The organism is Halobacterium sp. BOL4-2, assembly GCF_016917835.2.
Lineage (GTDB): Archaea > Halobacteriota > Halobacteria > Halobacteriales > Halobacteriaceae > Halobacterium > Halobacterium salinarum.
Map to the genome: position 1 here is coordinate 221,335 of NZ_CP070335.2, position 21,224 is coordinate 242,558.

The 21,224-nt window shown below is 55.5% G+C and carries 21 protein-coding genes and 4 pseudogenes; 11 read left to right on the top strand and 14 right to left on the bottom strand.

The annotated features are described in order from the left end of the window. Positions 1 to 54 precede the first annotated feature (54 nt). From JRZ79_RS25350 to JRZ79_RS25360, 3 genes are read right to left on the bottom strand one after another with little or no spacing between them, the layout of a single operon-like run. Positions 55 to 597: a hypothetical protein gene (locus JRZ79_RS25350; RefSeq protein WP_136361710.1), complete on the bottom strand. Its 543-nt coding sequence runs from the start codon at positions 595 to 597 to the stop codon at positions 55 to 57. A 5-nt stretch (positions 598 to 602) separates the two neighbouring features. Beyond that, positions 603 to 1,649 carry a hypothetical protein gene (locus JRZ79_RS25355; RefSeq protein WP_136361711.1) on the bottom strand — a complete coding sequence of 349 codons (1,047 nt, stop codon included), beginning with the start codon at positions 1,647 to 1,649 and terminating at the stop codon, positions 603 to 605. A 55-nt stretch (positions 1,650 to 1,704) separates the two neighbouring features. After that, entirely contained in the window at positions 1,705 to 2,250 is a 546-nt protein-coding gene (locus JRZ79_RS25360) for a metallophosphoesterase (RefSeq protein ID WP_136361712.1), read from the bottom strand. Between the two features lie 216 nt (positions 2,251 to 2,466). Between JRZ79_RS25360 and JRZ79_RS25365 the strand changes: the two are divergent. Then, positions 2,467 to 3,390 (top strand): annotated as a pseudogene (locus JRZ79_RS25365) (hemolysin family protein); the annotation flags it as partial. A gap of 301 nt (positions 3,391 to 3,691) precedes the next feature. Here JRZ79_RS25365 and JRZ79_RS25370 read toward each other — a convergent pair. Beyond that, positions 3,692 to 3,922: pseudogene (locus JRZ79_RS25370) on the bottom strand (IS4 family transposase); the annotation flags it as partial. 282 nt (positions 3,923 to 4,204) lie between these two features. On the opposite strand from JRZ79_RS25370, the gene JRZ79_RS25375 reads away from it, so the two are divergent. Both JRZ79_RS25375 and JRZ79_RS25380 read left to right on the top strand, forming a co-directional pair. After that, positions 4,205 to 5,653, top strand: a complete 1,449-nt coding sequence (locus JRZ79_RS25375) for a cytochrome ubiquinol oxidase subunit I (protein WP_136361714.1) — start codon at positions 4,205 to 4,207, stop codon at positions 5,651 to 5,653. After that, entirely contained in the window at positions 5,646 to 6,641 is a 996-nt protein-coding gene (locus tag JRZ79_RS25380) for a cytochrome d ubiquinol oxidase subunit II (protein ID WP_136361715.1), read from the top strand. The genes JRZ79_RS25375 and JRZ79_RS25380 overlap by 8 nt, the downstream gene beginning before the upstream one ends. Positions 6,642 to 6,730: 89 nt before the next feature. Here the strand turns inward: JRZ79_RS25380 and JRZ79_RS26230 are convergent. The 8 genes and pseudogenes from JRZ79_RS26230 to JRZ79_RS25415 all read right to left on the bottom strand — a co-directional run. Continuing rightward, positions 6,731 to 7,327, bottom strand: a pseudogene (locus JRZ79_RS26230) (helix-turn-helix domain-containing protein); the annotation flags it as partial. Between the two features lie 80 nt (positions 7,328 to 7,407). Beyond that, positions 7,408 to 8,340, bottom strand: coding sequence for a hypothetical protein (locus JRZ79_RS25390; protein WP_136361716.1), 933 nt, complete (start codon positions 8,338 to 8,340; stop codon positions 7,408 to 7,410). Next, positions 8,337 to 9,071 carry a hypothetical protein gene (locus JRZ79_RS25395; RefSeq protein ID WP_136361717.1) on the bottom strand — a complete coding sequence of 245 codons (735 nt, stop codon included), beginning with the start codon at positions 9,069 to 9,071 and terminating at the stop codon, positions 8,337 to 8,339. Before JRZ79_RS25395 ends, JRZ79_RS25390 begins: the two co-directional genes overlap by 4 nt. After that, a complete protein-coding gene (locus JRZ79_RS25400; protein ID WP_136361718.1) occupies positions 9,068 to 9,931 on the bottom strand; it encodes a hypothetical protein in 864 nt (287 codons plus the stop codon). The genes JRZ79_RS25395 and JRZ79_RS25400 overlap by 4 nt, the downstream gene beginning before the upstream one ends. 13 nt (positions 9,932 to 9,944) lie before the next feature. Beyond that, positions 9,945 to 10,079 carry a hypothetical protein gene (locus JRZ79_RS26175; RefSeq protein WP_267875133.1) on the bottom strand — a complete coding sequence of 45 codons (135 nt, stop codon included), beginning with the start codon at positions 10,077 to 10,079 and terminating at the stop codon, positions 9,945 to 9,947. Further along, the gene (locus tag JRZ79_RS25405) at positions 10,069 to 10,467 is read right to left on the bottom strand and encodes a hypothetical protein (RefSeq protein ID WP_136361719.1); all 399 of its coding nucleotides are present in this window, start codon (positions 10,465 to 10,467) and stop codon (positions 10,069 to 10,071) included. Before JRZ79_RS25405 ends, JRZ79_RS26175 begins: the two co-directional genes overlap by 11 nt. Further along, positions 10,467 to 10,844, bottom strand: a complete 378-nt coding sequence (locus JRZ79_RS25410) for a hypothetical protein (protein WP_136361720.1) — start codon at positions 10,842 to 10,844, stop codon at positions 10,467 to 10,469. Before JRZ79_RS25410 ends, JRZ79_RS25405 begins: the two co-directional genes overlap by 1 nt. Continuing rightward, entirely contained in the window at positions 10,844 to 11,056 is a 213-nt protein-coding gene (locus JRZ79_RS25415; protein ID WP_211356662.1) for a hypothetical protein, read from the bottom strand. The genes JRZ79_RS25410 and JRZ79_RS25415 overlap by 1 nt, the downstream gene beginning before the upstream one ends. A gap of 199 nt (positions 11,057 to 11,255) precedes the next feature. Here JRZ79_RS25415 and JRZ79_RS25420 point away from each other — a divergent pair, with 199 nt between their 5' ends. The 6 genes from JRZ79_RS25420 (at position 11,256) to JRZ79_RS25445 (ending at position 17,704) form a co-directional block, all read left to right on the top strand. Further along, the gene (locus JRZ79_RS25420; RefSeq protein ID WP_136361721.1) at positions 11,256 to 11,453 is read left to right on the top strand and encodes a hypothetical protein; all 198 of its coding nucleotides are present in this window, start codon (positions 11,256 to 11,258) and stop codon (positions 11,451 to 11,453) included. Further along, positions 11,450 to 11,656, top strand: coding sequence for a hypothetical protein (locus tag JRZ79_RS25425; RefSeq protein WP_136361722.1), 207 nt, complete (start codon positions 11,450 to 11,452; stop codon positions 11,654 to 11,656). Before JRZ79_RS25420 ends, JRZ79_RS25425 begins: the two co-directional genes overlap by 4 nt. Before the next feature lie 5 nt (positions 11,657 to 11,661). Further along, positions 11,662 to 13,275, top strand: coding sequence for a transposase (locus tag JRZ79_RS25430; protein WP_136361723.1), 1,614 nt, complete (start codon positions 11,662 to 11,664; stop codon positions 13,273 to 13,275). Between the two features lie 56 nt (positions 13,276 to 13,331). Further along, positions 13,332 to 16,019, top strand: coding sequence for a tetratricopeptide repeat protein (locus tag JRZ79_RS25435; RefSeq protein ID WP_168731199.1), 2,688 nt, complete (start codon positions 13,332 to 13,334; stop codon positions 16,017 to 16,019). Between the two features lie 171 nt (positions 16,020 to 16,190). Continuing rightward, complete coding sequence (locus JRZ79_RS25440) at positions 16,191 to 16,496, top strand: hypothetical protein (protein WP_136361725.1); 306 nt, start codon at positions 16,191 to 16,193, stop codon at positions 16,494 to 16,496. A 71-nt stretch (positions 16,497 to 16,567) separates the two neighbouring features. Continuing rightward, positions 16,568 to 17,704, top strand: coding sequence for a DUF4238 domain-containing protein (locus tag JRZ79_RS25445; RefSeq protein ID WP_136361726.1), 1,137 nt, complete (start codon positions 16,568 to 16,570; stop codon positions 17,702 to 17,704). Positions 17,705 to 17,718: 14 nt separating this feature from the next. Here JRZ79_RS25445 and JRZ79_RS26235 read toward each other — a convergent pair whose 3' ends face one another. Together JRZ79_RS26235 and JRZ79_RS26240 are read right to left on the bottom strand one after the other, a co-directional pair. Next, on the bottom strand, positions 17,719 to 18,321 hold the full coding sequence (locus tag JRZ79_RS26235; RefSeq protein WP_346347540.1) for a HEPN domain-containing protein: 603 nt from the start codon (positions 18,319 to 18,321) through the stop codon (positions 17,719 to 17,721). A 3-nt stretch (positions 18,322 to 18,324) separates the two neighbouring features. After that, positions 18,325 to 19,077 (bottom strand): annotated as a pseudogene (locus tag JRZ79_RS26240) (hypothetical protein); the annotation flags it as partial. A 610-nt stretch (positions 19,078 to 19,687) separates the two neighbouring features. Here JRZ79_RS26240 and JRZ79_RS25455 point away from each other — a divergent pair. Both JRZ79_RS25455 and JRZ79_RS25460 read left to right on the top strand, forming a co-directional pair. Next, on the top strand, positions 19,688 to 20,773 hold the full coding sequence (locus tag JRZ79_RS25455; protein WP_231546380.1) for a hypothetical protein: 1,086 nt from the start codon (positions 19,688 to 19,690) through the stop codon (positions 20,771 to 20,773). A gap of 3 nt (positions 20,774 to 20,776) precedes the next feature. Beyond that, a complete protein-coding gene (locus tag JRZ79_RS25460; protein WP_136361213.1) occupies positions 20,777 to 21,037 on the top strand; it encodes a hypothetical protein in 261 nt (86 codons plus the stop codon). Positions 21,038 to 21,224: the final 187 nt, after the last annotated feature.

The window sequence follows — 21,224 nt, forward strand, 5'->3', positions numbered from 1 at the left end:
CCTTTGAGGGAGACTTGAAATTTCGAATTCAAAAATGGTGGCGTTCACTCTCGATTACCAATAGTTACGGGGATAGAGACTGATCTCATCATTATATCGAGTGAAATCCGAATCCCAAGTCGCAATATGTGGTATATCAAGTAATCTCGCTATGTTTGCGAGAATTGCTTCTTGAATACTAATTTCACGGGGTTGATATTCCAAAAAGTCATTCACCACCAAATCATATTCTGCAGAAGAACAATGGTGAATTTCAAACACTTCGCTCTCACATACTTTTTCCAAGTAGTTATCGGCTCCACTACGATCGCCATTCCCGTGGCCTAGACTTGTGATAGCGATGTTCAAAGTTTCTCTTGTCGTATGAATCGTTGCGAAGGGAGACCCGTCACCAACCACACACTCCAACAGGAAATGAGCATATTTATGTTTAATCGTTGTTTCTTCATCCAAATATTCTGTATCGGTATGGAAGATCCCCTCTAAAAACCGCTTTCCCACAAAAATGTCAGTACTCGGGATTCCAATGGATCCGTTTTTAGACGGTTGGATAAAATCTCCTAGATGTGGATCTCGTAATTCCGAAATTTCGGACATCCAGTTTAACCCACTAAGTCATAAACAGGATCGTCCTCAGGTACCGATGATACAGCATCTTTGGGCAGTGATTGACCTAATTCCCAGTCCAGAAACTCTTCTTTGGTTATCGATTCTCGGTTGATCCATACCTCCGGAAGCTGATCTTCCTTGATATCCACATCAATATCGTATTCAGATGCTGTTTCTGCAAACTCACTGAAGACCTCAACGAATTTTTCCTTTGTCTTTTCGACACGGCCCCAATTGGCTGCTCGCTCGAAGTAGTCCTCAGGACCGCTAACAGTATGGACTGCGATTAGACGAGTGATTTGCTTCCAGAGACCATGGTAATAAAAGGTATCTAAATGTTGAAGGAGCTTCTGGTATTCAGAACGCTGCTCCTGATCCATTTCTGCTACCCCTCGATTAGCGCATTCGTCCAGTACTGTCTCAGCCACCTTGGTAAACTGGGTAACATACGACTCTAAACCTGCGAAGACTTGGAAACGAAGTAGCTCTCGCTTCATCTCGCTTGTCCGTTCAGATAGCGGTTGGATGAGATTCTCAGGGAAGTCCTCAACTGCCGCTTCCGGGTCGCATGCTTTTGCACATTGGTAGAGGTGGAGGTGAGTATCTATGTTGGCTAAATATAGATCCTGGAACGGGCCGTCACGCTGGTCGTAATACTCACGGAGCCAACTGAACGTTTCGGCGTTGATGACCTCCGTAATCGACATCTCTGTTGGAAGACTTTCCGAATTTTCTTCCGTCGCGATATAATACTCAGCGACCTGTTGGACAGCCGGGTAAGGCCCCTCCTCATCACGAATAGCGAGTTCACCGGCGTTCTCAATTCCGTGGTCAAGCTCGGGGAGCATGTCTCCATCGGCGTACCACTGTATCGTTACCTCGCTGTCCAAGTCGTGGTCTCGAATTGCCATCAAGAGGAGCTTCTGCTCGGTAATAGAATCAACGTCGTCCCAACTGTAACCATCAATATCGCTGACGGCCTGTTTGAGGCCCTGCTTGAATGTCGCAATAAGGCGGACCTCTGTTGATGGGAACGACATCTTTGAATGGAAATACAGCCTCACCAGTGAAATAACTAATCATCTCTTGAAAGGCTCAGAGGATTGGCTGAGATCGCTCCTGAATATCATCCCCATTCTCAATAGCGTCAATCAACTCTTCAAGAGATACGGGTTTATACCCGAGTACGTCGGCAGAGATATTGATTCGTTTTGTGTCCATCTCAAGGAATGGCCGCTTGTGATGGTTGTGTCCATGTATATGCCATCCATCGAACTCTTCTGGAATACCCGAGTATTTGTGACTGCAATAGAAATTAAAACCTCTGTGAGAAAACTCGTATGATTCCATAAGTGGTAGTGTCGCATCGTCCAGTTCTGAACGGTTATATGGGTCATGGTTACCTCTCAAGATTATCTCAATATTGTTGACTTTATACGCCCAGTGATAGAACCCTTGTTTATCTATATCGGAGTGGGCAAGGTCACCACCAAACAAAACGGAATCAGATTCGTCAACCGTATTAGTCCAGTTCCGAATTAGAGTGCGGTTCATTTCGGATATATCTTCGAAATTTCGAGGAGATTTGTCTAGTATATCTGGATCGTTAAAGTGAGTGTCTGAAATGAGATATACGGACATATTATTCCGGCCTATTCAGACACTCACTCATAACGCTTTGGTACAATTCTGTGATCATTCACAACATCGCAAATCAACGATGCAGAATAAGACGGCCACACGACCTTCTGATCTAAGCGTAATTAACAGAATTTCTATGGGTTCTCACCGACGTTCACGAGGGTAGTTTAGGTACCTCGTACATCGACTGATTATCTGGGTTCATTGCTGAATAGAATCACCGTGTTTTCAACTACTGTTATCGGTGTCGAACTGGGACAGACGGCAGTGACCGGGATCGGAATCGGCTTGATTCTGCTCCTCATCGTAGGGTCGGGATTCTTCTCGTCGTCGGAGATCGCGCTATTCTCCCTGCCGTCCCACCAGGTGGACGCGATGGTCGAGCAAGGCTTGCGCGGTGCGCAGGCGGTCAAGTCCCTCAAGGAGGACCCCCCCCCGCCTACTCGTGACGATTCTCGTGGGAAACAACATTGTCAATATCACGATGTCCTCGATCTCGACGACGATCGTCGGCTTCTACTTCGACGCAGGCACGGCAGTTACTCGTCACTCGGCATCACGTCGATAGTGCTGGTGTTCGGCGAGAGCGCACCCCAGTCCTACGCCGTCGAGAACACCGAACTGCACGCACGGCGTGTCGCCCGGGGGCTAAAAATCATCGAGACGCCACTGTGGCCGCTTATCACCGTATTCCACTACCTGACGGGCGTCGTGAACGGACTTACCGGCGGCAGCCCGTCCATCGAGTCGACCTACGTCAGTCGGGACGAGATTCGGAACATGATCCAGACCGGCGAGCGCGAGGGCGTCCTCGACAAGGAGGAACACCAGCGGCTCCAACGCGCCCTGCGATTCACCGATGCCACTGCCAAGGAGGTGATGACCCCTCGCCTCGATATAGCGGCTGTCTCCGGTGATGCGACCGTTGAGGAGGCGATTCAGAAGTGTATCTCAAGTGGTCACGCGGACCTACCAGTTTATAATAGGTCGTTGGACAGTGTGATCGGCGTCTTCGACATCCGTGACCTGCAGAATTCGAACTACGACACTTACGACGATCTCGGCGTAGAGGACGTAATCGCTCCGACGCTCCACATCCCCGAGTCGAAGAACGTCGACGACCTCCTCTCAGAGCAGCGCTCGATGTCCCCAGACTCCAACGTCGTTCCACAACGCCGGCATTCGACAAACAAGCCAGTATCTGGCCGACCGAACATACGGGTGAGTCGCCGGATCATGCGTTCGGATCGACAACGCCGCCGCAGCCCGGGCATTCCGTCCAGCACCGGACGTCATCGCCGGTCCCGTACTCGACGAGGACATGCCGGTGGTGGATCTGATCGCCACATCGGGGGCAGACGCCGAGTTGCGGATTCTGCGAGGGTATAGAGCCCCCGGCACGAACTCGTCTCGCGGCAGATTCGTGATGTACAATGGTAGTCGTCGGCGTCAACCGATGATAGAAGCCACCGGGAGAGATCGCCTCGTCGGCTGTCGAGTTGTAACTGCGTCTGAACCCAGCGAGTGTTCGGCTCTCGCCTGCGGCGAAGCCGAACACGAATGCCCACACGAAGGCGGGGATCTGTAGCTTCCCTTCACGCTCAACCACGCCGAGTTCCTCGGCGTGCTCTTCGAGGAACTCGGAGGGAAACAGTGTAGTGAGCCGACGCATAATTCTCGATGAGGAGGCGCCGTTGGACACAGCTCTTGCCTCCTCGTTCCTCCCGAAAAGTATCCTCAATAAGCCGCCGCTATCGCGCGGTTCTCGTCTTAGCTAAAGACGGATGACCAGTCGTGTTCCTGGTTCGGTTAAGCAGTCTGGTCGCGGTATGAAAACATACCTTTGGACTGCGAGCAGGAAAATTAGGGTTATACAAATAAAACTCGTCTGGTACAGTACTCGAATGTGGGAATCGTGAACCAACTCATAATCCAATAGACCGCAGCGACATATATGAGCCCGACTCCAGTGCTGACAACCCTCGACCCCGGGGTAATGGCGTTCCTGTCTGCGGAACTCGCCAGTCGCATGCAGTTCGGGTGGACAATTTCCGTCCACATCATCTTTGCGTCCCTCTCTATCGGCCTCGCACCGTTTATCATCTACTTCACCTGGAAAGACGTCCGGACGAACGACGACCGGTACGCGCGGCTGCGCTCGTTCTGGGTGAAAGTGTTCGCTGTCGGCTTCGTGATGGGGACGGTCACTGGGATTCCGATGAGCTTCCAGTTCGGCACGAACTTCCCGCAGTTCTCCGAAGTGGCCGGCGAGCTGATCGGCGGTCCACTGTCCTTCGAGGCGAAGATGGCGTTCTTCCTCGAAGCCGTCTTCCTCGGAGTGTTGCTGTACGGTCGCGACCGCGTCCGAGACAGAACGTACGTCCTCTCGTCGGTGCTCGTTGGCGTCGGAGCCTGGCTGTCTGGATTCTGGATACTGGTCGTTAACGCCTGGATGCAGACTCCGCGGGGATACGAGATGATCACCCGAAACGGAATGGAGGTCGCGAAGCTGACCGACCCGTTCGCCGCGTTCCTCACCCCGCGAATGACCTGGATGTACGTCCACATGATGAACGCGTCAGTGATATCGGTCGCGCTGCTGGTCGCGGGCGTCTCGGCGTACATAATCTGGAAGAAGCCCGACACCGACGCCTGGAACACCGCTCTCAAACTAGCTGTCGTGCTTCTGGTCGTCTCCGCGCCCTTCCAGGCAGTTCACGGCGACGCCTACGGCCGGCACGTGGAGGACACCCAGCCACAGAAGTTCGCCGCGATGGAGGCCCATTACGAGACGGGGCAGGCCGACCTCCACTTGCTCGCGTTTCCGAAGTCCGCCTCGGCACTCACCGACCCGCGCGCCGAGAACCTCGTCACGGTGAGTCTCCCCGCAGTTGGGTCGTTCCTCGCCAGTGGCGGGGACTTCAACGCCGAGGTCATCGGATTGAACGAGTACGAAGACAATCCACCCGTCGCGCTTGTGTTTTGGTCGTTCCGCTTCATGATCGGGCTCGGGTTCCTGTTCATCGGACTGGCGCTGTGGGGCGGCTATCTCACGTACAAGGAGCGGCTGTCCGACAACACACGCTACCTGAAGGCGATGATTGCAGCGTCGCCACTCGGCTACGCCGCACTTCTCACTGGTTGGTACGTCACCGAAATCGGTCGGCAACCGTGGGTTATCCAGGGTGAACTCAAGACTAGCGAGGCGGTCTCATCAACGCTCACCGGGACGGAAGCGACACTAACGCTGGTTGGGTTTGTCGTCGTTTACGTGGGGTTGATTCTAACAGCCCTGTACATCCTGAAGTGGCTGGTCCGGGAGGAGCTCCAGGCGCTGGGCGTCCGGGAGTCCAGCGATGGCCGCTGGCACGGCCCGATTCCCGGGGTGAGTGACGATGACTGAGTCGTTGTTGCCCGTCGACGCCTACCTCGTTGAGTCGCTGCCGGAGGTATGGTTCGGCGTCGTGCTGTTCGCACTGGGGATGTACGTCGTTCTTGACGGCTTCGACTTCGGTATCGGGATGCTGTACGCCACCCGAACGGACGAACACGAACGGGAGACGTTCCTCGCGGGGTTCGGACCGGTCTGGGACGCCAACGAGGTGTGGCTGGTCGCCTTCGGGACGATGCTGCTGGCGGCGTTCCCGCGAGTGTACTCTCAGCTGCTTGCGGACAACTACTTGCTCACAATCGGGTTCGTCCTCGCACTGCTGTTCCGCGGACTTGGTCCGGAACTGCGCGAGCAGCGCGACGACGACCAGTGGCGGCGGTACGCCGACTACGCCTTCGTCGGCGGCAGCGTGTTCGCGCCGCTGCTGCTCGGGATGCTCGCCGGCCGCTGGCTGTTCGACAGCGCCACGCTGCCAGTGGTGCTGACTGGCGTCGGCCTGGTCGCCGTCTCGGTCGTCACCGGTGCAGCGTTCCTCGCGAGCAAAACCGGGCCCGACCTGGCGGCGGAGCTGCGTACGTACGGGATCGGGGCGACAGTGGCGTACCTCGGGGGGGTGGTCGTGCTGCTGGGGACAGTCGTTCTGACCGACGCGGGCGGCGCCGCCGACACGATTCTCTCGGGTCCCGTGGCTGCAGTCGTCGCGCTCTCGGTCGCCGCCGGCGTGGGCGGGAGTCTACTGGCGAGGCGCGGCAAGTACCGGGCCTGGCTGGCGAGCGCGCTGGCGCTTCCCACGCTGTTGACCGTCCTGATCGCACTCCTGCTGTATCCGGTCATCTACCCACCGACTGGCCTGCTGGTCAGGGAAGCAGTCGTGTCGCCGCTGGCGCTGAACCTCGTGACCGTCCTTGGGCTCCCGGTGCTGATAGTGGTCCTGTGGTACTTCAAGTTCCTCTACGGCGTGTTCAGCGGTCCAATCAAAGGCGAAGGCTACGAGGGCTAACGCCAGCCCCAACCCCCTGGGCTTCCACCCCTTGGTGGGTGTCCGCTTCGACGGGTCGGTCGTGACACCGGCCGCGTCGCCAGCCGCGTTCAGAGCGTCTGCGCAACGAACTGCGACATCATATGGTCTTTGGCGGTCCGGAGCCGATACTGGACGGTCGAGCGAGGCTCGTCGAGTATCGATGCCAGGTCGGCTACGGAGACCTCCCGCGGCCGTTCGTAGTAGCCGTGTGCGACTACGGGTCTAGCACCTGCCAGTGCGCCGGCGAGAACTCCGTCGCAACCCGCTCGGTCGCCTTCCAGTTGCCGCGCTGGTCACGTATGATACCGACACCGTTCCCCGTCTCAGACGTGGGATTCAACCGTGTCGTACACATCGTCGATCGGGTAGTCGTCGGGATAGAGCACGCGCCAGCGATACGCACCGCCGGCCCGGCGAGACTCGAACACGGTCCCTTTCTGGACGTGATCCTGGATACGGTGTGAGAGAGCGATACTTATTGACCTCGCCACGGAGCGTATAGATGGGTTGGCTCGTCTCCTGACGGTCGAGGACGTGGTACGCGCGTCTGGCGTCACAATCGGTGACGTCGAAACACTCGTTGCAGCGACCTCGTCCAGAAATACCTAGCCAAACGCGCGCAACGCCTCCGGCGTCCCTTTCGCGTGGTCGAGTCGCCACATATCAGTTGTTGTGAATACGATTTCTTTATTCACGGAATCGCGTGATGTTTAGTCGCCGATTCGCCTGTCATCGTTCGGATTTCTCACTCCGTTGTTTCGCCGTTCTTCTTTGAGTTCTTACACTGCTCTGACCGGGGTTCGACCGGCTTCACTCGAAGCTCTCCGAAGCCGTACTTCGAGTGACTGCCGACCCGAAGAATACCACTCTTCGCGGTCTCGATGGGCCGGTCGCCCTCGTACTTCACGACCTGCCCGTGGTCGACGGTCTGGAGCTTGTAGACCTCCCGTTGCTCGAGGATCTTCTCCTCTCGCTCACGGAGATCCCGGCGGCTCCCCTTCCACCACCACGGGACGTCCTGGTCGGCAGCCTTGGGGTACTCCGACTCCAGCACGAACGGCGTCGTCACCTCCACGAGGAAGGCCTCGCCGTTCTCGAGACGTGAGTAGTCTAGGTCATCGAGGTCGACAACCTGCGTGTCCTTCAGCCGCGTGACGCCGTAGCCGTAGTTCCGTTTGCCCCCGAACTGGAGCCCCTCCAGTACGTCCTCGCCCAGCGGGAGCGCATCGGGGTCATCGGCGTGCAGGTAGGCGTGAACGTACCACTTTGTCGTCTGCTGCTGCTTGCGAGCGTCCTCCGGCTTGCCCATGATCGTCTCGTGGGACAGCGCCGGATGCCCGCTCTGCGGGCGGATGTCGTGCGTGTTCAGCGCGTCTCGCGGACGGCTGTCGAGAAGCCAGCGATGCGCCGGGTTCCGCATCAGGAACAGGTCATCGTAGCTCTCGACGTCCGGCAGCCCACTCCCGAGGTACGGCCGGATTCCGCTCTGGGAGTGCTCTTCAGGGAACGTCCCGAACTGGCCGGGGACGAACACACCGTGGCTAGCGTGGAGGTGCTGGTGGACGTCGTGCGGGAGGTGCTGGCCGAGTGCGTGGAGGATGGCGTTCCCCGAGACGTAGTATGGGTGGCCGATGTAGTCCATCTCCAGCTCCCAGTGAACCTGCTGAATGCGCGTCACTCGTCGAACACCTCCCGGAAGTCCTCGATGTACTGGAGCGCGGTCGACCACGCGCCGATCCGCCGGAGATTCGCATCGAGCACCATGTCGTACTTGTCGTGTGCCGTCTCCAGCGGGTGTGCTTCCAGGCGGTTCCACGCCGACGCCCACGACCGCCACGGGCGACTCCCGAGCCGGGCCGACGGCCGGCCTCGAGCGTCGCCGTCGATCCGCAGGGCGAACTCCTCGCCCACGTACACCGTTCGGTGGGGCACGATCTCGTCATTGTCGACGACCAGCCGGAGGTCGGCGAACTCGTGCCCGGCGCGGTAGTTGTCCAGCAGCGCCGCCACGAGGAGCGTGTGGTACTTCAGACTCGTGTAGGGGTAGTAGACACTCTCGTTGAACGCCGAGACAACGTCGCTCTCCAGCCACGCCCGATGCATCGTCTCTGGGTCGTCCTCGGTCAGGAGCCCTCTCACGGCGCTCTCCACGTCGTTGCGCGTGAACTCCTGTGGGTCGTACCGACTCTCACCCTTGATGAGCGACAGTCGGTAGAGCGTCTCGTGGTTCTCGACAGTCTGTTCAGGCTGGCCGCGGGGCCGGCTGAGCGCCGACGCATCGCCGTCCGCGCCGTGAGGGACCGTCTGGTTCACGGGCACTCCGGCGAACGTCTCCGGGGCGTAGTCGTGGGGTTGACCGTTAATCTTGTGAGCATCGTGGCGGTACGCGGCGACCATCTCGTCGCTCATGGCCCCTCCTCGATGCGCTCCTCCAGCGCCTCCACGAACGCCGGGCGGTACTCCTCTTCCCACTGGTCGTCTTTCTCGTCCATCGCGTTCGTGTTGCCCTTGCCACGGTCGAAGACGCGCTTCAGTTCACGCTCCTCGTAGAGCGGGTTGATCAGGCGGCAGTCGACGATCCCCGCGCCGAAGTTCCGCGCACCTCCGAGCTGATGCATGAAGTCGGTCTTGTGAGCATCGAGGAAGTCGATGCCTTCGGCCAGCAGCCCGATGAACTCCGGCTTCGTTTCCCGGAAGGAGAGGTGCCAGCAGCCATCGAGGTTGGCGACGGCGTCGATCTCCGCGTTCCGCAGCGGTTCGCGGTTGTCCTCACGGTTCCGGGAGACGACGTTGCGGTTCAGCCGGCGGTAGTGACCCTCGGCCTGGCCGCGCGTGTAGTCCACGCTGGAGCGGACGGGATTGAACTTGATCGGGCGGCGCATCACCTTGCCGGGGACGCCACTGAAGCCGCCGAAGAGGTCGAAGATCACACAGCCGTCGTCTTCCTTCGGCTCATCGGTACACGCGCCCTTCTCGTGGTAGCCGGCGTCGAGGTCGCGGTCGTAGACCCCGTCCTTCATGAAGTTCGCGTTGGCCTCGCCGGGATGGCAAGCCGTTCCGCCGTACTCCTGTACGGTTTCCTCCATCCCGTGGCGAAGCCACCCGGAGAGCGGGAAGGCGGGGATGATGCCGCCGATTTGGTTCTGCGGGTCGTCGTCCCCGTAGTTGCCGTTCGATGCGTGGTGGCGGTCGGTCATGATGCTGTCACCGACCACCAGCAGGTCGGTCTGAATCCGTACGAATACGTCTCTGTCGATGTCTTCAATCATGACTGTGTAGTGGTTAGCGTGCTTCGAGCACCGCTTCGACCGCCTCAGCCGAGGGGTACGAAACGCCGCCAACTCGATACTCACGGACCGTCTCCCCGTCCTCCATGCGGACGATTCGGACCGTCACGCGGGCGTCACTAGTCCGCATCGTCACCCTCCCTGGCAGCGTGTGCCTGTTCAAGCAGATCGACAGCCAGCGCCTCGGCCTGCTCAGCGGAAAGGTGTACGAGCGTCCCGACGGACTCGTCGTCGTCGGTACTCACCTCGAAGCCGAGCGGGACACCGTGCCGACCGACGCTGTACGTCTCGATGGTGCCGCTCGGCTCTTCGCACAGGGTGTCGAGTTCGGCGTTCACCAGTCCCGAGCGGACGTGTGCGAGATTGCACGTCGTCTCGTAGGCCCACCGTTCGTCCTCGGCGCGGTCAGCCAGCTCCAGTAGCCGGTTCTGCTGGGCGGTGATCTCGGTGTCGGGCACGTCACCGGCGGCCGCCCCGGCAACCGCGGCGGTCGCTTGCAGGAACTCGCGGCGCTGCATCAGGCGTCACCCCCACCGAGGTTCCCCTCGGCCGCATCGGCAGCGACCACCAGCCGAGCCGCGAGGTCGCGGGCGTCGTCGGGATCGAGGCCAGTGCCGACTTCGATGGGGCCAGACCTCCACCTGAGGCCGACGCCGCTCCAGCCGTTCTCCTCGTGGACGCCCTCCACATCGAGCGGGCCGTCGTTCATGTCTGCCGCGACGTGGACGTTGTTCAGTCCGCCGGGAACGGAGCCGCAGTCCGTGACCGAGTACGTCCCGTCGTCGGTCACGCTCCGATCCTCGACGATTCCCTCGGCGCGGCCCGTGTCAGCGGTCGCGGCCTGCGGGAGAGTGGCGAGGGCGGCGGCCGCGGCGAGGAACTGACGTCGCTGCATCACAGCCCCTCCTGAGCGGCTTCTCGCGCCTCAATCAGACGTGCCGTCCACGCGCCTGCTTCCGCAGCGCTGATGCCCGGAACTTCGCTCCAGTCGGTGTTCTCGTGATTCTCGATCAGCTCCGAGAGATCGAGGTCGGCCTCGGTGTTTTTAGCGTCCGATTCGGCTTTCGTGCCGGAATCCTGAAGTCCGGCGGATGTCTTCATTGACATGCTTCGGTTGTCCCGAAGCGCGGTCGGACGGGTCCCAGCCCGTCTCGGCCAACTTCTGACCGGTGTCCCGCGCTTCTTACCAGAGACATGTGTCGCCGCGACAATAAAAGTTAGGTTATAAGCTAATGTGGTGCTATGAGCTAATCTTTATGGCGATATAACCTAATGTCTAAGTCGTATGCCACCAACGAATGGCAGTATGGGAGTTACCGCGATCATGACAAAGACTGACCGAGAACGCATCAGCGGCGAAGCAGATGTTGACGACAGCAAGCGGTACGAGTCTGCTTCTCGCGTGCGGCAGCGGATTGATGAACTTGAGACGGATGCTGAGATTCTGAAGGAGAACCACCCCAATCTGTACGAGGAACTCCGAGAGGCGGTCTGCGACGAATGAGCGACGAGAGCGACGAGAACCAAACGGAACTCTACCACTTCGCCCGCGGGGCGTTCGTCGATACCGACTGGTTCCCCGGCGACCTCGACGAGAACGACGAAGTGGTTCGGGTCTCCGAAGCAGGCCAGTTCCCCGAGTCGTACTACCTCGAGGAAGGCGACTGGGGCGCTGCCCCGCTGGTCCCCGGCGACGACCCGCCCTAGAGGGGGTGAACCTCCCGCAGGCGCTCTACGCCGCCATCCACTGGGCCGACGGCGATCTCGCCCGCGCGATTGGCCGGCTCTCGCTGCGGGACCTCTTCATCGGCGTCGAGGAACACGACGACCTCTCACGCACATTCGATGCGCTGGAGTTCTTCCGCGTGTACCTCTACCTTCGACTGACCGATGAGGCAGAGACGGACGTAGCGAAGAACCTGGATGACCCCGAGTTCCGGGACCGGCTGAACGTCACGGAGACGGTGAGCCAGCCCACGCTGAACCGGCTCGGTGACCGACTGACCGAACGGCAGATGCGGTACTTCGACCGCGTCGTCGCCCAGGTCCTCGCGGCCATCGAGGATTCCAGGTACGCCGACCAGTTCGATGAACTGCCATCGCCGGACACCGAGGAACGGAAGCCGCCGTACATCAAGAAGCTTAGTCGTGAACTCCGGGCTGAGGTCTTCCGACACCTCAGCTTCGACCGCGACGACAGCATCAAGTTCAAGCGGGACTTCCTCCTGCGGATCTTCGTCAGCGCGGCGATCCACGACATCCACATGAACCAGGCGTGCGAGAACATGGAGCTGAAGTCGTGGATCGGTGAGGGCAACTCGGTCGACCCGAGTAACATCCGGCACCAGCTTCTGAAGTTCGACCCGGCCACCGTCACGCGAATGTTCCGGCGGGCCAACGGTGCCCTGTTCGACATCGCCTTCGAGCACGAGTACTTCGATGACACCAACGAGGTCGCCATCGACAGTACGGACTGGGGGTGGTACGGACAGGGTGACGCCAGCCGAGATATCCAGAAGACGAAGCCCCAGCGGAACTTCTACTACTCGTGGCAGTTCACCACGCTCGCTCTCGTCGGTACGAACACGCCGATGACGATGCGGGCCGTCCCGACGCGGGCGGACACCGACAAGGGAACGCTCGTGCGCCGACTGCTCCGGTACGCCGCGCAGGTGACGTCGTTCAACCGCGCCTACCTGGACAGTGGGTTCTACACCACTGACGCCGTCCGTGCTCTCGAGTCCACCGGGACGGAGTTCATCATCCAGGCCCCGGACAGGGGCCAGAAGATCGAGGGCCTTCAGCGACTCGCTGTCGCCAAGGAGAGCGAGGTTGAAGCGGTGCCCCACGGGCTCGGCGGGATTGACGACGAGAAGCACTGGTTGTTCGCCGTGAAGTCCCAGAAGCGGTCTCGACTCCGGCAGGGCGAACCCGATGATCCGACCGACGACTGGATCATCTTCTACACGAACATCCCGCTGGATGACGACGACATCGACTCATTGGAGTTGGCCACCGATTTCCGCAACCGGTGGGGCGTCGAGACGAGTTACCGGAAGCTCAAGCAAGACTTCTTGGCACAGTCGGGATCACCCCGGCTGGCGACCCGGATGTTCTACTTTAAGTTCGCCATCCTAATGTACAATATGTGGACGGTGGCAAATGTGCTGGGTGCCGAGGAACAGGATTATGATTTGAGTTCGGAGAACTTCGTCAAGGCGAACAGATTCACCCGTGCATTTGAGGACGATGAAGTGACGTTAGATCTTACCGACCCGCCAGAAACATTAGATTCTTGTTGGTTTCCACAAGGCACCAGTCATTAGCTGTGTCGTAGTTAGCGTGGGGGTTTTATTGCAATTGGACAGGCAATGATATGCCAATGACTGGTTTGGAAATAGCGCCGATTCTCCTTTCTGTGCTCGCTAACCGAACCGTCCCCACCAAATCGGATGTACGTGGCAAATTAGATGAGGTATCACGGAACACCAAGATAAGCGACGAGTTCGGACAGCTTGCAGCCGAGTTCAATCGCTCTTTGGTCGACCGAATTGAGAGCCGAGCTAAAGACTTGGATCATCTTGAACTACAGTCTTTAGCGTTTCATTGGGATATAATCGCCGAGCAAATCGATTTTACAGAAATTGTGTTCGAATCTGAGGAAGAAGCCGTAACTTGGCTAATTGAAGAAGTGAATGAAGCTGAAGATGTGAATTTAGATAAAGAAGCAAGCGAGGAACTCCAAAAACTATTGAGTGAGGAGTTTCGGAACGTCGTTGATGATTTTCGCGATCGAGTCATCCAAAATGAAGAACTATCCCAGCAACTTCAGGCTAAATTTCAGGCTGATGTACTTGATAGATTGGCCACGATTCGAGAGGAATTCGATCAACTCGCGTACCGACGTCCGTACACTCTCTACTCATTCCCTGAAGACCGTGAAAGAGTAATAAGTACGCTTCTGCCCGAAAATACTGTAGAATTCGTTGATAGGCAGGAAGTTCCCAAGAACCCAGATCCCGGTCGATATGTTGTTGTCGGGCCATCAGGTGCGGGAAAAACACGGATCTTAGCTGCTTTTATCAATCGACTCCCTGAGAATTCGGTTAATCACATTTTACTGCCTGATGAACGGATGCTTGACCCCGCTGATGTAAGAGGAATTACACGCGAAGAATTTGCCGGTGATGTGTTACTGGTTTGGGAAGATATTCACCGAATTGACGAAGGCGGAGAGAGCCTAGTTCTTGAATCAGCCATACATGAACTGTCACATGCTCTCGATTCGGATGGGCATACTCTATATGCACTGTTGGAGGCGCGATCAGGACAACTTCACAATGTTCCAGGAAATCTTCCTGCTGCATTTGACGACGAACAAAGTTTCTGGTCTGACTTTGAGGAACTAAGGGTTGAAAATGTTGACCCTGACTTCATACACGATCTCGCAGTTCGAATGGCAGACAAATACGACGTATCAACGACCGATGGTGTGCTTGAAGCTTTAATTGATCAAACTGCTTCTCGTTCTGCACCGATTTATATTGATGCGGTACTCGGAACTGCTGGCGACGAGCTCACTATTAGTGATATGGAGGATTTACCAGATAATGTCGAAGATCTCTGGAAAATACAGTATGAGTCGCTTCAATCAGATTCAAGAGACGAATTGTATGTGTTAGCTTCAATGAAATTATTGTATGATCTGAATTTGCCGTATTATTCTAAACTCGTCCGTACGATATACCTTGAGTTGCTAAGTGGCGACCGAGGACGATTTCGTAGATCTGTTGAACAGCTCAAAGAAAAAAGACAGTGGATCGATATTCGGGGAGAAGATCTCGTTTCTCGCCAAACACAGTATTATATCCATGACGTACAACTTGAAGCAATTCAGGTCCGTGCTCGTGACGACGCTTCAGAATTGTCTGGGGTACTTCTATCAGAGGAGGAGTCGTTGCCTACATATACACGGCCGATAGCCCACCTGAATGCCGGGGCTGCGTTCTCAAAATGGGGCCATATTTCATTAGCGATAGATCAATGGAAAGCAGCATTAGACCTAGACCCCACATTTCCCGAAGTTCACTTCAACTACGGGCTATTGCTGGCAAAGCATCAAGGGAATCCAACAGAAGCTGAAACACATTTACGTAAAGCTATTGAGTACGATCCAGAATTTTTGGAGGCATACTATAGCTATGCTCTATTACTTCAGCAGTCATTAGGCCGTCCAAAAGCCGCCGCAGATTACTATCGACGAGCTTTAGAGCTTGATTCCGAATTTGTGGAGGCACTCTATAATCTTGGATTAGTATTACACAGAGACCTCGATAGGCCAGAAGAAGCTGAAGAATACTATAGGAAAACGCTGAAAGAGAACTCCGATCATGCACCGGCACACAACAATTACGGTGTTCTGCTGAAGGAAGATCTAAATCGACCTACGGAAGCAAAGCAACACTTTGAGAGGTCATTGTCAATCGACCCCAGTCACACGTTAGCGCACCTGAATTATGCAAACCTTCTAAATGACGAATTGTCTGAATCTCAGGAAGCCAAACAACATTTTGAATCAGCACTACAATTGGAGCCGCAGAATGCCGATATTCACTATGAATACGGCACCTTTCTTAAAAAAGAATTAAATCAGGAAAAAGCGGGAGAAAAGCATTTGTCAATTGCTCGGTCGATAAACCCCGAGGAGTACAAAAGTGCGAATATTGAAATTGAAAAATATCCTCAGAACCTCTCTGTTGAGACAAAGAAACAGAGTGTCTCGTCGCGCCCGGTTGCGATTAATTTGGGGGCTGACATCCCGAGGAACACAGCGGTAGAAGCAACAGTCAAACAAGACGTAACAGGGGATGGCAGGCCAGATCATGAGCAAGTGATCCATCTGATGAACGGTGAGAGCAAGTATCGATTAGACGAATTTGATCCAACCGGTGGTGATGTGTGGACTGAAATAAAATTTAGAAGCAAAGACGGACAGGATACAGCTCTATTCGACCTTCCCTCATATGAACTGTATGTGGTGGATAATTCACCAGACGAAAATAGCTCTTAGAACCGTCTGACAGGACTGAGTGCTTTTCGAAAATTGTCCTTTATATTAACTTTGCTTGCGTGGCTCTGTTGAAATCCTGGGAAACTGATAAAAACTGCGGCGAGATACAGAGAGTGAGTTCAGCAGAAACACTCCCAGCTCACTATCCGGTGTCAAGATTTATTGGGTCTCGTGAAGCTTCCAACGGGAACCATTTTCCTGACCAAGAAAGATGGAGGCAAGAGAGTAGTCACTACAGTAATTCCAGCACAGGACGTTGAGATGAATGTTGACCACCTGTTGAAATGCGGTGATTGCGGCCTGCGATACAACGGTGCTGACGAAAGATGTGTCTGGTGCGGATCCAAGGACAAAGTCAAGGAAATTCACAGTAACACCATTAGACTCTGCGATGAAGAGATTGAGCCTGGAGGAGAACCCCGGATATCCGATGATGTCTATGAACAATGCCAAGAAGAAGTCTTAGAAATGTTCTAAACTAACCCTATCGACTACAGCGTAGCAAAGTATTTACACACTGAAATTCCAGTCCTACGTAAGAAGACGAAATGCCTGAGCGGAAGAACCAGCACTACGTACCCCAGCACTTCCTGAAGGGGTGGGCCACGGACAACGTGGTTAACGTCCTACCTCTCTCTGAGGGCGAAATCTTCCCTAACAGCATCAGGAAGGTCTGTTCACGCGACTACTTCTACGGGAACCCTCCAAGGGTCGAAACCGAACTCGGCAAATTAGAAGAACATCAGCACAGCCCTATCAAAAAGCTGCGTAACGGGGCTGAGATTGGAGATCTCTCCGGTCAGGAGGTTAAGCTGCTTCTCTCTTTCATCACGACTCAGCGCTCGAGGACCGAAGCCGAGCGAGAAGATATCCGGAGTGCGGAAGAGTTCATGCGTGACGCGGTCAAAGACGATATGGAACATGACCGGTACGAAGGCAGTGTCATCTGGGACTCTGACCTTACCGAGAAAGAAATGGAGGACACGATGGTTGATGCCTCCCTTCTCGGAACACACCACTACATTATCACCCAGGGAATCTTCGGCTACACAGGGATCCAGGATCTCGAAGCTGTAATGCTCTGCAACGTCACCGAAAGAGAGTTCATTATCTCCGACACACCGATGATCCTTGACAATCCTCGCTACAAACCACGGTACGGAGCAGTACCGGCAGGGATCGGCAACAGAGGGCTTCAAATCTACTGCCCCATCAACCAAAACAGGATACTCCTCCTCTACGACCAACAGATCTACAGGTTCAAAAGCAACTCCCGGAGACAGGTCCTGATCAAAGATCCTGATATCGTCGACCAGATCAATCTAACCCAGTTCCACAACGCAGAGAACGCCGTAATATCCAGCTCCAGCAGTGAGGACTACATCCAAGGCCTACACAAGAGGATCGACGAAGTACGCCGGAGAGAAGAAATCACGATGCCTCTGGAAACAGAATCCATGGAAACCGTAGAGGTAGAAAAGACTCCGGCCTACCAAGCACCAAAAATTTCTCCTGACATACCCGGCCGTACCACCATGACCCATCTTCGGTACGACAAAAGACGTCCCAGCTGCCAGGCACCGACAGTCCAGAACCTGGCCCGCCGGATTTTCAACGAGGTCGGATTCCCTGACGCAGCACTCATCTACGCAATCAGATTCTTCGAAGAACAGCTGGAACTATAGGTGGTATACTGAGTCTATGAGAGCTCGATAATCCGGTCGACACCGCTGTACTCATCGCCCAAAATCTCACGGCCCTTTTCCTCATCTATCCCCGCTGTCTCAAGCAGTACTGCAAGCGCGATTATCCTTACAAGGATCTCGGCCCGGGCGATATCAGTAGTCGACAAATCCTCAGACAAGCTGTGGGCAATGGTATGCCGGACTCTCTTTATGGTGCTCAGATTCGCCTCGATATCATACGACTCCGGGAACATGCCTTCGTGACGGCCTGTAATATCCAGTAACCAACCACCGATAGATGGCTCATTCACAATACTACGGAACAAGTCTCTCGCCCTCCCCCAAACAGCCACCTTCGCCATCCTCTCCAAGGTAGTCTCCCGGAAACGGCGGTACACCTTCTTACTCATCGTCTTCTGCCGGTCAGGGAAGGCTCTCCGATGATAGGCCTCAAGAGCAAACATCATCGACATAAATTGGGTGTTGACGTACATGCTGTCGTTGTACCTGGTTCCGAAATAGTGGTCATGCAATCGCTCCACTGAACTCGAGCTCTCCAACCATTGTTCCACCACGTCTGCAAACTCGATATCTTGCAGAGTGAAGTTCATCTGCATCGAGTGCGCATCGTCCTGTTCCCGGTAGTACGGAACGTCCCAGTGGACCGAGTGCTTGGAGTCGTGATGGCCGAAACGGGCAGAGTACAGGTTGAGGAAAGTAGGGAACACAGCATCTCCAACTCCGAGAGTAATCAGGTTCTGTAGCGGACCCACATACTCAGACAGGTACTCGCTGTACGTCAAGGGCTCCTCAGAGTAGACCGTAAAATAGACCCGCCCCAGTCTGCCTTCGAAGGCGGAGGACATATCCTCGTGCATGTTTAGAATGATATCTGCGTCGTCTGTCGAGAGAGATTCAGTGACGGCAGGCCCAACATCGATATCGTGATCGCCAGGCATGGAAACCCTTCTAACGCCGGTCCATTTCTCGAGGTTGTTGAACGAGAAAGAGCACTTCCAGTACTTCGTCCTAGTGTTGACTAATCACCCCTTGATGACGGTCCCGTTCTCATAGGATTCGGTGGTGAAGGAGGCATCGTTCGTGCTCGTGCTGTCGCCGGAATACATGCAGTTGAGGACGGTGACGTATTCCCCCTCTGTCGTCACACCGAAGATGTTGATTGGGCCGTCCTCGGTTTCCACGTCGTCATTGTGCCTCTCGAAAATTTCGTAGAAGCTGCCAAGTAGATCCAGTTCGACACCATGTTCCGGTGAGAACGTGAGTGTCCCTGCTACGGCTTCATTCGGGACAAGTTGTTCCTCCTCATGCATCTCCTCTAACCACCACTTGCCCCCGACGTCTATACTGTCCATATACGTTCTTCTGATGATGGTTCTAAAAATCCCGTGGAGAACGCCCAGAAGCCACGAAGCGAGATCTGCGGAGTAAAAAAGGTTCTACTGCTTGGCCTTGGCAGAGATCAGGTATTTGTACTCGTGCTCCCCTGAAGCGTCAACCTCGATATCTTCCAAGTCCTGGGTATCCTCTAAGCGGTCAAGGAGTACGTAGGTGGTGACGGTGTCGTCGCTGACGTGTATATCATCCCTCAATATGCCCTGATATCGGCCAGTTCCTCCACAATACGGTCAGTCCCGGTAGTTGAAGTCATAGTCTTGACGGCATACAGGAATGTCCGGGTTGAACGCTTCGAACCACGGCTAAGTCGAAAGTTCGGTGTCGTCTGCAATTGTTGTATAATAATTTACCATATTCGTTTTTAAATCTGATCCACGCCCGGAAATCCCTGTTAGAAACAGGAAGGCAATAGCTGAGGTCGTCTTCATTAACCGGTAACTACATGAAATCCTGGACAGTCATGTCACGTGAAAGATGCCGTTCCGAGGCCTGCGGGACGGAGTAATCGTTGTACCCGCCAACGTCCTCAACCAGGAACCCGTAACCTGTCCCGAGTGCGGCGACACTATGTACGCCCGAGGCGGGGATCAAAAGGCACGCCACTTCTACCACGTCAACAACTCCTCCGGAAACAATTGCCCCACCACCGAGTCGACAGGAGAATCAGCTACCCACGCAAGGTGTGTAGCACTCGCAGTCGCAGCACTCAAAAACAAATTCAAACCCCAGGCCAAGCGTTGCGGAGCAGAAATCACGTTAGACGTCTCCGACAGCGGCAGCGGAAACAAGACACGACAGGCCGACGCACTACTCGAGTTCACCGAAGAGAATCCGTTCTTCGGCAAAGGTCTCATCATCGAAGTACAGCACCGGCACCACGAGAAAGACATCAAATCCACGACCCACGACTATCTCTACACTGGTTACTCCGTTGCCTGGCTCTCTTCCAGTGACTTCGGAGAAGAAGAAGAACTGGATTACTTGGTCGTCGACCAAGTCTTCGCCAAGGAAGACGGGGCCGGATACAGCGTACGCGACTACTCAGCTAAACGGTTCATCGACTGCGAGAGTTACTACTACAGTGGAGAACACAACTGGGGGACCGTACCAGGATACGTCCTTACCTGCGAAGAAGACTACCAGATCTGCACCAGCCGCCCCTGCACACTACGCCGCCAATACGACGAAGATCGGGAAGAATACACTTACCATCCTGACGTCACACAACCTGACCTCCCGCTAAAAGTCCTGAAAAACACGTTAGTCGGTGTATCCACCATCACCAGTTTCGAAGAACCACTGAAGCAAAGATACCACGACGCGGTCCTCGAAAAATCACTGGCAGACAGGCCAGAAATCGGGGAATGTCCTGGCCCGAAAGGATTCCACGAATGGCAAGGAAACCCGGAATCATTCTGGGGCGGAGCCGCCGACGTAGAACTCCGTTCTTGCCAACACTGCCCGGTCCACCTATTCACAGATCAACGCGGATACCCGGACGAACGCACAGACATCCTCTTCACCGAAAAACCGGATCCCGACTGGAACCTGATGGAACTCGAAGCAGATCCCCGTCAATGCCAGAACCGAAGCCACGAACACGAGGTCTGGTACGAACAATGCCCCGACTGCGGAGTCAACAACCCATGCTAAGAAATGGCCAGCGCTCTCTCAGATCCCACCGTCGAACCCGAAATCGCCCTCCACTGGATAGGCGGCGGAATAGCGGCCTTCCTCCTGTTCGCAGTCATAGTACGACTTATCGAGACATTCCAGACAAACAATCAGCAACGCACCGTAACTGGGATTGCCATCGCAAGCGGCCTAATGATCTCCATCGGCGTATCACCTCTGGGCACCTTTGCCGAAGAACTGGCCCAACTCTTCGAAGTAGTTCCGACACAGTACCCGGAGTAGATCAAGGCCCTTACACCTTGGAAACCGTGTTCGGACTACTGTACGGATTTACTGTAATGGGAGAAAGCGGAGGACTCCCCGCCGTCGCATCATTCAGCCTGGCACTGCTGGGAGGATTGATACTGATGTACTCTCCGCCCGGCGGCCTACTACTGATCTTGTTCGCTTGGATGCTGATGGAAGTCTC